This window comes from Candidatus Wallbacteria bacterium, assembly GCA_028687545.1.
In the GTDB taxonomy this organism is placed as follows: domain Bacteria; phylum Muiribacteriota; class JAQTZZ01; order JAQTZZ01; family JAQTZZ01; genus JAQTZZ01.
On sequence record JAQTZZ010000018.1, the window covers coordinates 57,717 to 72,155 of the forward strand.

General features: G+C 47.3%; 14 protein-coding genes. 10 read left to right on the forward strand and 4 right to left on the reverse strand.

Annotated features, from left to right (window positions below; translation table 11 throughout):
- Positions 1-89 precede the first annotated feature (89 nt).
- Together PHW04_09435 and PHW04_09440 are read left to right on the forward strand one after the other, a co-directional pair.
- A complete protein-coding gene (locus tag PHW04_09435; GenBank protein MDD2716104.1) occupies positions 90-1,007 on the forward strand; it encodes a tetratricopeptide repeat protein in 918 nt (305 codons plus the stop codon).
- 60 nt (positions 1,008-1,067) lie between these two features.
- Positions 1,068-1,901 (forward strand): tetratricopeptide repeat protein, encoded by an 834-nt coding sequence (locus tag PHW04_09440; GenBank protein ID MDD2716105.1) that lies wholly within the window; start codon positions 1,068-1,070, stop codon positions 1,899-1,901.
- Between the two features lie 93 nt (positions 1,902-1,994).
- Here PHW04_09440 and PHW04_09445 read toward each other — a convergent pair whose 3' ends face one another.
- Together PHW04_09445 and PHW04_09450 are read right to left on the reverse strand one after the other, a co-directional pair.
- On the reverse strand, positions 1,995-2,603 hold the full coding sequence (locus PHW04_09445; protein ID MDD2716106.1) for a histidine phosphatase family protein: 609 nt from the start codon (positions 2,601-2,603) through the stop codon (positions 1,995-1,997).
- 16 nt (positions 2,604-2,619) lie between these two features.
- Positions 2,620-3,879, reverse strand: a complete 1,260-nt coding sequence (locus PHW04_09450; protein ID MDD2716107.1) for a HEAT repeat domain-containing protein — start codon at positions 3,877-3,879, stop codon at positions 2,620-2,622.
- A 134-nt stretch (positions 3,880-4,013) separates the two neighbouring features.
- On the opposite strand from PHW04_09450, the gene PHW04_09455 reads away from it, so the two are divergent.
- Positions 4,014-4,676, forward strand: a complete 663-nt coding sequence (locus PHW04_09455; protein ID MDD2716108.1) for a hypothetical protein — start codon at positions 4,014-4,016, stop codon at positions 4,674-4,676.
- Between the two features lie 10 nt (positions 4,677-4,686).
- Positions 4,687-5,358, forward strand: a complete 672-nt coding sequence (locus PHW04_09460; GenBank protein MDD2716109.1) for a hypothetical protein — start codon at positions 4,687-4,689, stop codon at positions 5,356-5,358.
- A gap of 8 nt (positions 5,359-5,366) precedes the next feature.
- Here PHW04_09460 and PHW04_09465 read toward each other — a convergent pair whose 3' ends face one another.
- On the reverse strand, positions 5,367-5,948 hold the full coding sequence (locus PHW04_09465) for a hypothetical protein (GenBank protein ID MDD2716110.1): 582 nt from the start codon (positions 5,946-5,948) through the stop codon (positions 5,367-5,369).
- 110 nt (positions 5,949-6,058) lie between these two features.
- Here PHW04_09465 and PHW04_09470 point away from each other — a divergent pair, with 110 nt between their 5' ends.
- The 3 genes from PHW04_09470 (at position 6,059) to PHW04_09480 (ending at position 10,721) form a co-directional block, all read left to right on the forward strand.
- On the forward strand, positions 6,059-7,510 hold the full coding sequence (locus PHW04_09470; protein ID MDD2716111.1) for a trypsin-like peptidase domain-containing protein: 1,452 nt from the start codon (positions 6,059-6,061) through the stop codon (positions 7,508-7,510).
- A complete protein-coding gene (locus PHW04_09475) occupies positions 7,507-9,012 on the forward strand; it encodes a hypothetical protein (GenBank protein MDD2716112.1) in 1,506 nt (501 codons plus the stop codon). The genes PHW04_09470 and PHW04_09475 overlap by 4 nt, the downstream gene beginning before the upstream one ends.
- Before the next feature lie 368 nt (positions 9,013-9,380).
- A complete protein-coding gene (locus PHW04_09480; protein ID MDD2716113.1) occupies positions 9,381-10,721 on the forward strand; it encodes a M20/M25/M40 family metallo-hydrolase in 1,341 nt (446 codons plus the stop codon).
- A gap of 5 nt (positions 10,722-10,726) precedes the next feature.
- Here the strand turns inward: PHW04_09480 and der are convergent, their stop codons facing one another.
- Positions 10,727-12,028, reverse strand: coding sequence for a ribosome biogenesis GTPase Der (der, locus tag PHW04_09485; protein ID MDD2716114.1), 1,302 nt, complete (start codon positions 12,026-12,028; stop codon positions 10,727-10,729).
- Between the two features lie 588 nt (positions 12,029-12,616).
- Here der and PHW04_09490 point away from each other — a divergent pair.
- The 3 genes from PHW04_09490 to PHW04_09500 all read left to right on the forward strand — a co-directional run bounded on the left by PHW04_09490 (position 12,617) and on the right by PHW04_09500 (position 14,295).
- Positions 12,617-12,826, forward strand: a complete 210-nt coding sequence (locus PHW04_09490; protein MDD2716115.1) for a hypothetical protein — start codon at positions 12,617-12,619, stop codon at positions 12,824-12,826.
- Positions 12,819-13,079, forward strand: a complete 261-nt coding sequence (locus PHW04_09495; GenBank protein ID MDD2716116.1) for a type II toxin-antitoxin system RelE/ParE family toxin — start codon at positions 12,819-12,821, stop codon at positions 13,077-13,079. The genes PHW04_09490 and PHW04_09495 overlap by 8 nt, the downstream gene beginning before the upstream one ends.
- Before the next feature lie 169 nt (positions 13,080-13,248).
- Positions 13,249-14,295 carry an ankyrin repeat domain-containing protein gene (locus tag PHW04_09500; GenBank protein ID MDD2716117.1) on the forward strand — a complete coding sequence of 349 codons (1,047 nt, stop codon included), beginning with the start codon at positions 13,249-13,251 and terminating at the stop codon, positions 14,293-14,295.
- Positions 14,296-14,439 lie beyond the last annotated feature (144 nt).

The window sequence follows — 14,439 nt, forward strand, 5'->3', positions numbered from 1 at the left end:
AAATCTTTTGGGTTTGCATTTTATAGCCTGAGTTGTAATATAACCCAGTGTCTGGCCACTAGTTAAAACTTTCATTAGGAGGCATGTAAATGAAACAGATCGCACTGCTATTGATGTTGACCATGCTGGTTTGCGTTGCAATGGCCGATGACGCACCCGCTCCGGCAACGCCCGCTGCAACCCCCGAAACTTCTGCAGTCGCCGCACCTGCAGTCACAGCCCCAGCTGCGACCTCTCCTGCTGCAGCTCTAATCGATGAAGCCAACAAGCTGATGGACCAGTCCAGCTATGAAGTAGCCCTGGCCAAACTTGCTGAAGCCGAAAAGCTCGACCCCAAAAATTCAGACATTTTCCGCTATCAGGGCTATTGCTATGTAAATCTCAAGAAATACGAAGATTCCATTAAAGCTTACGATAAATGCCTGGAATTGAAACCTGCTCCGGACGTTGAGGTTAAGGCTTACCTTAACAAAGGTGAATGCTATCTCAGCCTCCAGAAGCCGGAAGATGCCATGAAAATGTTCGATAAAGTGATCATTGACATGAAAGTTCAGGATCCGAATATTCTGGCAGGCGCAAACATCGGTAAAATTGGAGCACTGGAAGCCCTGGGAAAAACCAGCGAAGTCCTCGCAGCACTCCCTGATCTGATCAAATTGAATCCTCAGGTAGGAAACAATGCTGCCGGTAAATTCTACTATGACCAGAAAGATTATCAGAAAGCTGCAGATGCCTATTCCCTGTCAATCGCGATAGACTCCAAGAATCCACAGGTGCTTTACAACTGTGCCTGCTGCTATGCCCTGATCAAGGATGCTGCCAAAGCCATCGACTGCCTGACAAAAGGTCTGGCCGCTGATGCAGAACTGCTTAAAGAAAAGGGACGAAACTTCAATCTGCTTGGACTCATCGCCGCTGATCCGGATTTTACAAATATCAAGGATGATCCGGCTTTCAAGAAACTCTGCCCTGCACCCGCAGGAACCGGCGAAGTGAAAGGAAACTGATCTTAGCTCAAAAAACGGCTGTAAAGTTTTTTCTTTCGAATAAAAAAATGGAGGTACCGAATGAAACAGATCGCTCTCATGCTGATGCTTGCTTTGATTACCGCTGCCGCCTTTGCAGACGGCACCACTTCCACTCCTGAAGCTGCGGTTCCCGCCGCTGCAACTACTCCTGCAGTTACTGCTCCGGCTGCTGCACCTGCCGCCCCTGCCACTTCTCTGATGGATGAAGCCAACCAGTTGATGGACGCAGCAAAATACGATGAAGCCCTTGCCAAACTAGCTGAAATCGAGAAAGCCGACCCGACTAACCCGGATGTATTCCGCTATCAGGGTTTCTGCTACAAGAGCGAGAAAAAATTTGACGAAGCCATCAAAGCTTATGACAAGTGTCTGGAACTGAAGCCGACTCTTGAAGTCGAAGCCAAGGCTTATTTCAACAAAGGCGACATCTATCTGCAGCAGAAAAAATACGAAGATGCGATCAAAATGTTTGACAAGATCATTGAAATAAAAGCTGAGAAACAGTTGCCGGATGCTCATAGAGGCAGAGCCCAGGTACTGCTCGCCCAGGGGAAAACTCCGGAAGGCAACGAAGAATATCTGAAGGCTATCGACTGCTATAAAAAAGGCATGGAAACAAGCCCAGCCGACGAGAACATCACCTACAACTGCGCCTGCTGCTATTCCATCATGGGAGACAAAACCAATGCCCTCTCATTCCTGGAAAAGGCGATCAAGCTGAACGACGAAGCCATCAAAGCCAAGACCTCCAGCTCCAGCCTCAAAGTCTTTGCTCCGACTGATCCTGATTTCGAAAAGCTCTGGAAAGATCCCGATTTTCTGAAGCTCTGCACTCCGCCTGCAGCTGGTACAGGGGAAGTCAAAGGAAATTAAGAAGCTCATCAAAGCGAGCGGGATTAAAAACTCTTAAAGATCTATAAAGGCGGCTATCCTGGCCGCCTTTATTTTCACTGAAAAATAACCATTTCAGGCGGATTCCAGATGGGGCTGCAGGTTGAAACCCAGCAGGGAATATGAGGAATCGAATTCCACCACTGAAAAAGCAGAGTTCTGATGGCCGAATTTCCAGGTCAGGTCCAGGTGGCTCCCTGTGATTCCGGCAAGGAACAGGCAGATCACCCCGCCGTGAGTGAAAAATGCTGCACGTGTGAAAGATCTGTTCCTGCAGATCCCATCGATGAAGCTGAAAACGCGCTGTTGAGCGCATTCCATGTTCTCGGATCCCTCGATTTCGATCTGGGTGGGCCGGTTCAGCCACCTTTCCCATTGTTCACTGTCGGCATTGACCTCGCTGATTTTCCTGCCTTCCCAGACACCAAGCCCCATTTCACGCAGTTCGCTGCAGCAGCATATGTCCAGACCAGCGAGAGCGATAGAGGCGGTTTCAGACGCCCGTTTCAGGTCTGAAGCGAAGGCAAGGTCAAAACGGATTCCTTCACGGATGAAATACTGCTGTAGAAGCCGGGATTGCCTGATGCCTTCTCCAGCAAGAGGAAAATCATCGTGACCCTGGATAATGCCCAGTTGGTTGGCAGTGGACATTCCATGCCTGATCAGGTAAAGCTCTTTTTTCATCAGGGTATCTTCAAATTCAACTTTGACTCTTGTTCTTCTTTTCGGATTTACGTTTTTTCATGGCACCCAGCAGCATGAATTTCGCCTCCGGGGTGTCCATGCGGGAGAGAAGGAAAGTGGAGGCTATGATGTTGAACTTCCGGCTTGAGGAAAGCATTTTACCGAGAATCTCCATCAGGTTTTTACGGCCCAGGGACAGCAGAAATGCTTCAGCTCTAGCTTTGACCCCCCGGTCTTCGTCCATGTATCTGATCACAATGTAGTTGTAGGACTTTTCGTTCTTCAATTTCCCGAGCGTTTCGATGGCCTTTGCCCTGATGCGGGGATCATTGTGGGAGAGAAAGCTGAGTATTTTCTCGGCGTCTTCGGTTCGCCCGTTTCTGCCGATGCATGAAAGGAGCTGCTCCAGCACGGAAATGTCCTCTTCCAGACTGAGAAGACCGGAAAGCCAGCCCGGCTCAACAGTGATCTTGCCGTCTTCAATGGCCCTGAGCATGTCGGTTTTTTCCAGCACTGAACCGGATTTGAAAATCTCGGTCTGCCGCTCCTCTGAAAATTCTCCGATCCTGGCTGTATCCTGATCGATTTTTCCGAATTCAACCGGCTGCACATTCATCGCTTCAATCAGTGCCTCAGACTGCTGATCCACGGTTTCAATGATCTCGGCAGCCTGTTCCGAACCCGGCGATTCAATAATTTCAGTTTCCGGATCATCGCTATGTCTTATTTCGGCGGTTGCACCAGTCATTTCATCAACAACCTGTTCCACACTATCTCCCTCGATTGCTTCGCAGGAATGTTCTACATTGGAAACATCTTCATCAAGGTTGAGAGTTCCAGGCTTGATTTCCTCATCAATTTCTTCTACCTCAGTCAGTCCCCCGTCATCTTCAAGATCGCTCTGGTCCAGGATATCCTGAGAATCAGGAGATTCAATCAATTCCCATTCCTCTTCGGATTCTTTTCCGGCAATTTCAGTATGTTCTGGAGGCGGGACTTGTGCTTCGTCCAAAGCCGGCAGGGAAGGGGTTTCGCTCGCCATTTCATCAGGATCTAAAACAATAATCTCTGCTTTTCCATCATGTCCGAACATCATGTTGTAAAACTTGGCGGCTTCTTCTCTGATCACCGGATCCTGGTCGGATTTCATCAATTCCATCAGCTTCAGACGTTTGATGTTTTCCTTGATGTCATGGGCTTTTACCAGCTTGACCAGTGCCTCTTTCCTGCACAAGGGATCAGTGCTTTCCAGATCCTGCTTGATTTCTTTGAGCATGGCCTGCTCCTTTCTTAATTCTATTAACTTATATAACATAATTTATTTTTTTTGACAAAAGGTCTTTTTGGAATAAAATTAATATAATGCAATAATTAAATAAGCAACCGATAAAGATCCGCCTAGGAGGAGTCATGAAATTTTTTATTTTTTGGGCAGTCCTGCTGATAACTGCTGCTGTTTTTGCTGTTCAGACAGCAAACTCCAATCAGACCAGCAAGCCCAGCCAGAACGCGGGCGAAAATCAGACACAGCAGAACAATCAGACTCAAAATCAGGGGCAGACCGGGATCACCAACCAAAATGGGAATGAATCTCAGCAGGGTCCCTATAGCCAGGGAGGACTGGAAAGCCAGAAGCAGCTGGAAGGTCAGAAAGCCAAGGACGGCCAAAACGGCAGCAGCAACCAGACCCAGAAACCTTCGCAGACTGGACAGTCCGATTCCGGCGGAGCTCTGCAGTCTGGAAGCAGAGCTCAGAGTTCCGGGTCGCTTTCTGCCCCACAAGGCAGTTCCAGGCTGATTTCACCAGGAGAATCGTTAACTCTTTCTGCGGATCAAAGCCGAATTCTCAGACTGCTTTCCGTGGACTGCAATGCAGACGAGAAAACTATGGCAGAGATTTATATAGATGATGAACTTTTCTGCACTAAGGAAGTATCTGTTAAATCCACTCTTGTTTTTGAAATAGAAAGATCTGTGTCAGAAGTCAGAATTGTAGTTGGCGATAATCCGGTTCTGATCACAAATGTGAGCACGATATACGGCGACAAAATTAAAAATGCTGAGCCGGAATAACGGAGGCCTTTTGAATAAAATTGCAGCTGCCTTGATTTTTCTGAGCTTTATCTTTTCTGAATCTTCGATTGTGCTTGGTTCGGACAACGAAAAGCCAAACCCGTCCCAATCAGGTAAATGGAATCAGACAGGCAGCTGGAATCAAAATCAGAATCCTGCACAGACCGGGACCTGGAATCAAAATCAGAATCCTGGCCAAACCGGTAAATGGAATCAAAATCAGAGTCCTGCCCAGACAGGCAAATGGAATCAAACAGGCAGCTGGAACCAGAATCAGAATCCTGCACAGACCGGGATCTGGAATCAGACACAGGCTCAAAGCCAGATTGGCAGCCTGCCTCCGGATTCAGTTGGACTTTTTCAGAGTGCCCAGCAACCATATATTTATCAGAGGAAAGCACCTGGCAGAGTTGAAGACGGCAAATGGCTGCTGCCAGGACAGTCCCTCAGCCTTGAGCTTGAGCCTGGCCGCAAGCTCCGGTTCCTGCAGATTGAATGGAATGATGCAGGAGGTTCAGCTTGTGCTGGAATTTACGGGGACAATACCCTGCTCTGCACAATGGAAGTGGGAGACAATTCCGGATTCATCTGGAATCTTGAGATACCGGCAGATTTCATCAGGGTCAGCATCAAAAATGACGCAGCCCAGTTGACTAAATTCAAAGTTATTTATCAAGACTGACGGACAATCTATTTCTTTTCGTGGTCCCCGGCATTCCCGCCCTCCCGGTCCTTCCGGTAAAACGGGAAACTGTCAACAGACGATTTCTGCAAGGCAAAGATCTGAACATCATCGAGCATTTTAAAGTGTTCGTCAACTGGAACGTTGATTACGATGTTTCCAGGTTCGTATCTCATCTGTACTGCCTGGCATTCGGTCAGCCCGTGACGGTCCCCAGTGACAAGCGCCATGCCGATCCGCGATTTTTCCGCATACAATGGTACAATCTTTCCGTTGTGGATGCCGTATTTATGCATGACATCGTTCAGGTCATAATCAGAGTGATTGCTGGGGTGCGGCCAGGGAGATGGATTATGTGAATCGCTGTCAAAGGAGAAAATCCAGTGGGATGCCCCGCTGTCGTCTATGTAAATGCCGAATCCGCGATCATCACTTTTTTTCCCGGAGAATGGAGCCTGGCTTTTCCCGTCAGATGCTACTTCAGGAGTGTTCTTTTTATGATTGTACTGGTTGATCATGTCTTCAAATTCGTCGGCTGAGAGCGGCAGATTCAGCAGTAAGACGAGGGTAAACAGAAGCAGCATTTTCATTTCATTCCTCCATAGAGACTCTGTTGTCATAAGTATATCATAAACATTGGCGGCACTTGCAATTAATCCGCCGGCGAATTAGTATTTAACAAATTAAATCCTGGAGCAGCATGAAGCAGATTCTACTCGTAATTTTGATTTTTGCAGTCCAGCTTGCTTCTGAAGAGCAGTCCGCTTACAACGCAGTGATAAAGGTTTTCGCCAAGAGGCTCAACCTGAGCTGCTATCAGCCCTGGTCCACAGGCTCGGTCTCAGGTGCTTCAGGTACCGGTTTCGTGCTGTCAGACGGCAGCATCGTGACCAACGCGCACATGGCGAAAAACAATACTACCCTCTGGCTCAAGCGTACTGACCGTCCCCAAAATTTCCCGGCCCGCGTGAAATTCATCGGTCATGATTGCGATCTGGCTCTGCTGGAAACAGACGACTTGTCTTTTTATGATGGGCTGATTGGGCTGCAGCTTGGCGAGATGCCTGATCTCAACGATAAAGTGACAGTAGTAGGCTATCCCACAGGCGGAGAAAAGCTCAGTTACACGGAAGGGATCATCTCCAGGCTGGAATACAGACTCTACGTCCACGACGGAGCATCCATGAACTTCGCATTCCAGACAGACGCTGCGATCAATCCAGGTAACAGCGGCGGCCCTGTGATGATCGGCAACAAAGTGGTGGGTGTAGCTTTCCAGGCCAATTCCAATCTGCAAAGCGTCGGACATTTCATTCCACTGGAAGTGCTCAGGCATTTCCTTGTTGATGTAACTGACGGCAACTACGAAGGCTTTCCCGAACTGCTGATCGATACTGAACAGCTGCAGTCAGAAACGCAGCGCCAGTATCTGGGCACTTCAAGAGAAACAGGAATACTGGTCTGCAATGTCAGTAAATATTCCCCGGTCAGGGAGATCATCAAACCCGGAGATGTGCTTACCTCCATCGATTCAACTGAAATCGGCATCGATGAAAAATTCGACTCCCGCTGGGGCAGGATTAGTTATAACTATCTGGTAAAAAAATGCCAGATCAGCACTGAGGTCGAATTCGGGCTGCTCAGGGATAAGCTCCCTGTCAGGGCGAAAGCCAGACTCGGAGTTCCGGTTCAGGGGTTACGGAAATCCAAGCTGTATGACCAGGATTTCCAGTATTACAGCCTTGCCGGCTATGTTTTCCAGCCTTTTTCAAGAGATTATCTCGAAACCTGGGGCGATGACTGGCAGGCCAAAGCTGATCCGCTGTTCCGCTATTATTACGACAATTTCGAGTATACGGAACCTGATTGTCCTGAACTGGTGATACTCTCCAGAATCCTGCCCCTGGAAGTGAACAACGAATTCGATCTTGCCAAATCAATTGTAGCGAGTGTCAATGGCGAGCCGGTCAAGTCATTCCAAGGTTTCCGTAAAACCGTGGAAAGGCTGATTGCCGGGAAAACTGAGTTTCTATTTATCACCTTCAGGGACAACACATACCTGCCTCTTTTGATCCCTGTTTCGAAAATTGAGCAGTCTGATCTGGAAGCCCATCAGAAGTATCAAGTGCCGCTCAGATCGGAGTCAAAATGAAGCAGATCACCATGCTCCTTTTTTTAGTTGGTTTCCTGTTCGCACTGCAGGCTGAGTCGCCCCGTAATTTTCTGCTTAAAGTCTCAGTGAATTTTCTACAGCCGGATCTGTTCAGGCCCTGGGATGCCGGGAATCTGGGTGAACGCAGCGGATATGCCGTGGCAGTAAGCGAAAATCGCTTCCTGGTTCCCGCAGATCTGATCTGGCGGGCTACCAACATCACTGTCTCAACAGTGTCCTCGGATATGGTGCCTGCAGTTGTCCAGCATGCCGATTACGATGCGGGTCTCGCAATTCTCTCAGCCAAGTATCCTGAAAAACTCAAGGATGTCCACTCAATCAAGCTTTGCAGTGTTTACAGTTCAGGCGAAAAAGCAAGTCTGCACCTGATCCGGGATTCGGTGAAACTCGCGGAAGAGGCCATTGTCACCAGCCTCTTTCTGCGCAGAAGCAACTTCTCCTCAAACTGTTACCTGGATGTGATAGCCCGCGGACTGACTGACTTCGCCTGGGGAATTCCACTGACCAATGACAGCGGTTTGATCGGGATCTGTAATTCCAGAAATGAAAAACAGGACAAACTTTATTTCATTTCCCCGGAAGTCATCAACCATTATCTGCATGATTTTGACGACGGCCGTTACGACGGTTTCCCCTGCAACTGTCTTTTCTACAGGGAACTGAAAGGAGACATTCTTCCCGCCTATCTGAAATATGATAAAACTGCAGTTGGCAAAGGCCGGTTCAATACAGGAGTAGCTCTTTTCAACCTGGACCGCACTCCCTACAGCCAGTACTTCAGAAATTTCGACATAGTCACCAGTGCTTCAGGCGCTCCGGTCGACTGTGCCGGGAATGTCACTCTGGCAGACTTCAAAGGCCGCAGAGATCTGAAAATCATGTTCAAATCGATACCGGATTCCAGAAATCTGGATTTCAGGGGTTTAATCAACACTTTTTATTATCCGGGCGAAACCTTTGAAACTACCGTTTACCGGGACAGCCGCGAAACAGTAGTAGATCTGAAGCTGGCCGGCTACAAGCCGGAAGATTTCACTGTACCTGAGGTTTTTTTAAAAGAAATCAAGCCCCGTTTTATTCTTTATGGGGGCATGGTTTTCAGCGAGCTCTCCGTGTCTTTTCTGCGTTCCTGGCCTAATTACCTGGAAAAAGCTCCGGTCAGGCTGATCAAACTGTCCACTGACTTCGAAGACCGGATCTCCAGGGATCATGAAAAAATTGTGCTGATTGTGAATTTTCTTCCTGACAAAGTCAACTATGATTATGAAGACCGTGTGGTGTTTCAGACTGTGAAAGCTATCAACCAGTGCAGGATCAGCAGGCTTTCAGATGTTAAAACCGCTTTTTCCGCTGAAGTTGAAACTGATGTTGTGGAATTCGAAGATTCTGCCTTCAAGGCAGTTTTCAAACATAGTGAAATGAAGGAAGCCAATCAGCGGATTGCAAAGCAATATAAGTTAAAAGAGACGGAAAGATTATAAAGAAAAGTCCTGCTTCTGGCAGGACTTCTAAGGAGGAGGTTGTATGCAGTGCACGAAAGCTTACATCTTACATATAAGCATTGGGTATGCCATTTTTTGACGGCTATTCAAACAATCTTATTTATGATTGCAGTTCAACTTGTTTTTCAGATTATTCAATTTTAATAAAAAATTTACAGCCGGAAATTTTCCTGGAAAAAATTATCCTCTGGAATATTTTTTCCAAAACCTGCTACTTTACATGAGCAGTTTTTGTTGAAATATTGAGCCTCTTGCAAAATGTTTTTTTCAGCTGTATCTTAGGTAAACATTTTGTTAGAGGCTCATATGGGGCACTAATCTTAAGAAAAGTGCCTCATAATATTCAAATGAAAAACCACCCTGCAGTCAATCTCCTTCGAAAGCTGATCAGCATAGACTCCACAAACCCTTTTCAGATCGAGAAAATTAGCACAGATCCATCCACCTGGATTTTTTCAGGCAATGAGCAAAAAATAGCAGCTGAACTGAAAAAGCAGCTCAAAAAATCCGGATTCACTACTTCTGATCAGGCAGTGCACAGGTGCCCGGATGGGAAAATCTGCCGGAATCTGCTTGCAGAAAAGGGGAAGGGGAAATGGAAAAAGTCCCTGCTTTTCTATGGCCACATGGATACTGTGACTGCCAAACCCTGGCTTTCGCTCTCTGAAGCCTTGACTCCTGAACGAACTGAACTTTCTGATGCAGGGACTCTGCGTGAAGTCATAGTCGGCCTGGGAGCCAATGACATGAAAGCAGGGCTCGCTGTAATGGCAACTGCTTTTTCCGGGTTAGACCCGGATTTCAAAATCAAACTGGCTTTCGGCTGCGACGAGGAATTTTACTCGCTGGGCGCTAATGTTCTGGCAGGATCTGATTTTATGGCAGATGTGGCTGCGATAGTGGTGCCTGAAATGGGAGACGGACCCAATCCATCCTGCGGGGTCCGGACTATCGGGCTTGGCAGACTGGGCCGTTGCGAATACGTGATCAGAGTGCCTGGAACAGGCGGGCACGGGTCGGAATCCAGGAATCCCGCCTTTGTGAATCCTGCCTCTGAATGCGCTAAAATCATCCTGGAACTGGAAAAAATCCGGCTGGATTTCATTGACCGCTTCAGATTCGTGCCTGAATCTGTGCAGAAGGCACCGCTTGTCAATCAGATAGAAGGCAGCTTTTTCGTAAATAAAGTCGAGATCGGAGACGGAAATCTCTCAATCCCTGCAAGCGGTGAAATTACTGTAGACTGGACTTTTACACCCGGTTTCAGCATCGAAAGGGCTGAGCAATTGCTTCAATCCCTGATCGCTGAAATGTATAAAACCAAGAATCTTGCGAAAACGATAGTCTCAGGAAAATTTCTGCCAGTGACTGTTTCGCGCAAACTGCGGCCGACTCTACACAGCGATGCTTATCTTACTCCACATGACCATCCTTTTGTAAAATTCGTGATCAGTCAGCTGAAATCCGGAGCAGGATTCACTGGTTTCAACATGGGGTATTCAGTAGCTGATGAAAACGTTTTCAAGCGTCTGCACCCTGAGATACCTGTCCTGGTACTGGGACCGATCGGTGATTTTTCGCACAGGGCAGGGGAGTGGGTCGATCTGAAAAGCGTAGAGGAACTCTCTGACGCCTATCAGAGGATCGTGGAAAAATTTCCGGAATATCTTAGAGAAATAGAATCATAGTTTTTTTACTTGAAAATCAGTCTGAGCGGGCAGCCTGCAAACGGATACAATTCCCTGATTATGCGTTCGAAATAACGCCTGGCATTGACAGGCATTTTTTCCACCAGATTCGTGCCTATGTCGAAAGTCGGGCATCTCCAGGGAGACTGCTTCACTGTTTTCACGATCAGGCCCTTGCCCTTGATGCTAAGATCCTGCACTATGAGGGCGCGCCGGATTTCCTCTTTCAGTTCAGAGGGATCGATAAAATGCTGTTTAGCTTCCTGGACTTCCAGCACAGTGTCCATCAGCTTGTTGACTCTCTGCCCGTCAAGAGCTGAGATCGTGACAACCGGAACAAAAGCATAGAATTTCAGCCTGCGCTCGATTTCTTCGAGCTTTTTCTTGTAAGTATTCTCCTTGTCTTTAACCAGGTCCCACTTGTTCAGAGCTATCACCAGGCATTTGAAGTTGTCTTTCAGATATCCGGCCAGAGTCTGCTCGTGATGGCTGACTTCGGATTCGGCATCCAGCACCAGGACCACAACATCCGCCCTGTCGATGGCATGATGAGCCCTGTTCACGCTGTAGAATTCCACGTTCTCATGCACCTTGGACCTGCGTCTGATGCCTGCAGTGTCGATCAGCAGTATCTCTTTTTTCCGGTATTTGACAGGAGTGTCGATGGCATCCCGGGTTGTCCCCGGCTCAGCGTGGACAATGGAGCGATTCCTGCCGATGATGCGGTTGCAGAGCGAGGATTTGCCGACATTGGGAATTCCGCAGATTGCGACCTTGATCTGCTCGACCTCTGCAGGGTGTTCCATTTTTGAGAGCGCGAGCTTTTCCAGGATCAGTTCGAACAATTCGGTCACATTCCTGCCGTGCACTGCAGAGAGGTGCACGCAGTCCCTGATGCCGAGCTGTTGATAGTCATACCGGACTTCCTTCTGCTCAGGCGTATCAATCTTATTCACAACCAGGATCACATCTTTCTTCAATTTCCTGAGCTTGCGGCTGACTTCCAGATCGTCGGTCGTCACGCCGATCTGGCCGTCGATCACCAGTACCACCAGATCCGCCTCTTCCAGCATCTGCTGGCTTTTCTCAGTCACCAGCCTGTCTATTTCCCGGTGCGGGACGAAATCCCAGCCGCCAGTGTCTTCCAGGATGAAGCGCACTCCTTCCCATTCCAGTTCCTGTTCGATGAAATCCCGGGTGATGCGGGGCTGGTCTTCGACAATGGCGATCCGCTTTTTTGACAGTCTATTGAAGAGCGTGGATTTGCCGACATTGGTCCGGCCGATCAGGGCGACTTTTTTCAACATGAGCTTTCCTCCGCATTATCCGGACGCTTCCGGCAGCCCCGACGTTCAGCTCTGGCATGAACCATGCAACGTCAGAGGGCGCCGTTAGAATACCATGATCTGCAGTAATCCTCAAGTACCGTTATTTATACCGGGTCTATACATTTGACAAATTCGGGGGAAAGGGATGGTTCTGAAACTCAACAGCTGCTTCTGCTGTCATAATAAAACACGGTTTCCGTAGCAGGGCCTGGGTTGCTTTTGCATTGAAGCGGGATGAGAAATCTTGTTATCCAGTATAAAGTTCAATCTCAACTCTAATAAATAGTTCTACCGCTGTTGCCGTCAACTTAATATTGACAGTTCACTGTCAAAATAAAAAAAGTATTTTGACAGTGATCAATTTCGGCATGAAGCCTTTTAAGTCCAAAGGCCCTGTCAGAAAAAAATCGCAGCCGCAGATCTAGCTGAACCTCAAAGCATCAGCAAGGTTCACGACCTTGCCGTTACACTCCAATTGTGCTGTATTTTACTTTTCTGAAAAGGAGTGGCAGGCCTTCAGCTTTGACAATGGCCTGAATTTCAAGTAAATTGAAGATCGGAGGGGAAATGCAGACAATAACTCTTAAAATCGACGACTCGATCTACGAAAATCTGCTCTGGCTCTTGAACCAGTTTCCCAAGAAGAAGATCAGGATTATCGAAAAGCCGCTTTACACCGCAGACGACGAAAAAGCATACAAAAAGGCTGTCAGGGAATTGGAGCAGGGCGAGGCATTAAGCCTGAACGAGTTGAAAAAAGAACTTCAGGATGTATAGTCTCAAGTTCTCGAAGAATGTTCTAAAGTTCCTCAAGGAAAAAGATCGCAAAATCCAGTCGAGAATTCTCGCCATATTCGAGAAATTCTCACATGATCCTTATGATGAAACCCTTGACGTGAAGCCCATGAGAGGAAAGCACAACCATTTCAGGCTCCGGGTAGGAGGATTCAGAATTCTGTTTGAATTCCGGAAAAGCGAGAATCTTTTTTATTTCTACAAAGCCGATTCCAGAGGCGATGTGTACAAATAATCGGTGGAGAAAAAGTGTCAGGCCTTGAAAATCAGCGTTAATGGATTACGGGGACGATGCTTATTTTCTTTTTTTCCCGAAAAGGAGCGGCGGGCCTGGAGATGAAGATGAGAAATGCGGCGTTTGTGAAGGCGCTGAATGAATAAGGCGCACCTGGATCTTCAGCAGAATGATGAAAAGACCAGTGATAAAAAAAGGCATTAAACTTATTGTCATTCCAGTCCTGGCTTTGGTTATAGCCTTCTATGCCTCTATTTACTGGTATTCCTATGGCAAAGAAACCAACAAAGAGATTTGGGAGAAAAACTCGGGAATACCGAATTGTGGTCAATGGAAAACCGACGAATTTGATCTGTACGGTTCTGTGCGGATTTTCGAAAGATTGCCCTCAGATTTCAACCTTTTTAATGCCCTGGCTTTTAAGGAAGCTTTAAAAGATTATTTAGATTACATTAAAAAATCCGGATTTTATGGAAAATTCAGCGACGGCTTATACAATTCTCCCGACTGCTATTTTTACAATAATCTTCCATTCGGGAGATATTACTTTTTTTCCTTTGTCACACCCGGTGTGTATGATGAAAAATCCCTCCAGGCGGCCATCTCAGATTGGCGGATCAGTCCATGCTTCAGCTACCCGGGAAGGAAAAAAGCGATCAAGCTGATCAGAGATAAAATCAACATTGAAGAAAGAGACAGATTTATGAGTCGCACACCGCTGATGAAAGCGGTAATGTTCGGACAGACCGATCTGATCAAGATGCTGATCGAAGCAGGAGCGAATGTGAATGCTACGGATGCCAGTAAAAGGTCCGCACTGTATTACGCCTGCAATCACAGTTATTCTCCGATATTTAAACCGGACGTTCAATCGCAGGAAGTGGTTGTTACCGCGTTCCGTGCTGCGGCAGACGTGACAAGCACGGAAGTGAAACTTTTGCTGGATTCAGGAGCAGATCCATGCCTGCCGGATGAAAATGGCGTGACTCCATTTCTTGCGGCAATTGAGAGCCGCAATCTGGGAACTGCCTGCCAGGTTGCCGGAATTACTGATGTGCTTAAAAAAAAGACAGTAGAGGAGCATTTTTCATATTTTTTTCCTCGGCAGGATGAAGAGAAAGTAAATCCAAGATTGATCAGCGGATACTTCGAGTCTTCAACGATTGAAACCAGGCTGAAAGAAAAACTGGCGCGTCATGTCAATCCTGGAAAGTAAGGAGTGGTAATAGTGATTGGGGGGATATGGGGACAGTGCTTGGCTTTTTTCTTTTCTGAAAAGGGGTTGTAGACCTAGAAATGACGGCTGACAAAATGCGTCCCGGTGCTTTAGACGAATAGATTGAAATAATGCCTGATCCTT

Excerpts from the sequence above, each read along its gene's own strand:
- PHW04_09490 (MDD2716115.1), top strand. The coding sequence starts at position 12,617 with ATGCAGACAATAACTCTTAAAATCGACGACTCGATCTACGAAAATCTG.
- PHW04_09470 (MDD2716111.1), top strand. The coding sequence starts at position 6,059 with ATGAAGCAGATTCTACTCGTAATTTTGATTTTTGCAGTCCAGCTTGCT.
- PHW04_09495 (MDD2716116.1), top strand. The coding sequence starts at position 12,819 with ATGTATAGTCTCAAGTTCTCGAAGAATGTTCTAAAGTTCCTCAAGGAA.
- PHW04_09475 (MDD2716112.1), top strand. The coding sequence starts at position 7,507 with ATGAAGCAGATCACCATGCTCCTTTTTTTAGTTGGTTTCCTGTTCGCA.
- PHW04_09480 (MDD2716113.1), top strand. The coding sequence starts at position 9,381 with ATGAAAAACCACCCTGCAGTCAATCTCCTTCGAAAGCTGATCAGCATA.
- PHW04_09435 (MDD2716104.1), top strand. The coding sequence starts at position 90 with ATGAAACAGATCGCACTGCTATTGATGTTGACCATGCTGGTTTGCGTT.
- PHW04_09450 (MDD2716107.1), bottom strand. The coding sequence starts at position 3,879 with ATGCTCAAAGAAATCAAGCAGGATCTGGAAAGCACTGATCCCTTGTGC.
- der (MDD2716114.1), bottom strand. The coding sequence starts at position 12,028 with ATGTTGAAAAAAGTCGCCCTGATCGGCCGGACCAATGTCGGCAAATCC.
- PHW04_09445 (MDD2716106.1), bottom strand. The coding sequence starts at position 2,603 with ATGAAAAAAGAGCTTTACCTGATCAGGCATGGAATGTCCACTGCCAAC.
- PHW04_09440 (MDD2716105.1), top strand. The coding sequence starts at position 1,068 with ATGAAACAGATCGCTCTCATGCTGATGCTTGCTTTGATTACCGCTGCC.
- PHW04_09500 (MDD2716117.1), top strand. The coding sequence starts at position 13,249 with ATGATGAAAAGACCAGTGATAAAAAAAGGCATTAAACTTATTGTCATT.
- PHW04_09455 (MDD2716108.1), top strand. The coding sequence starts at position 4,014 with ATGAAATTTTTTATTTTTTGGGCAGTCCTGCTGATAACTGCTGCTGTT.
- PHW04_09465 (MDD2716110.1), bottom strand. The coding sequence starts at position 5,948 with ATGAAAATGCTGCTTCTGTTTACCCTCGTCTTACTGCTGAATCTGCCG.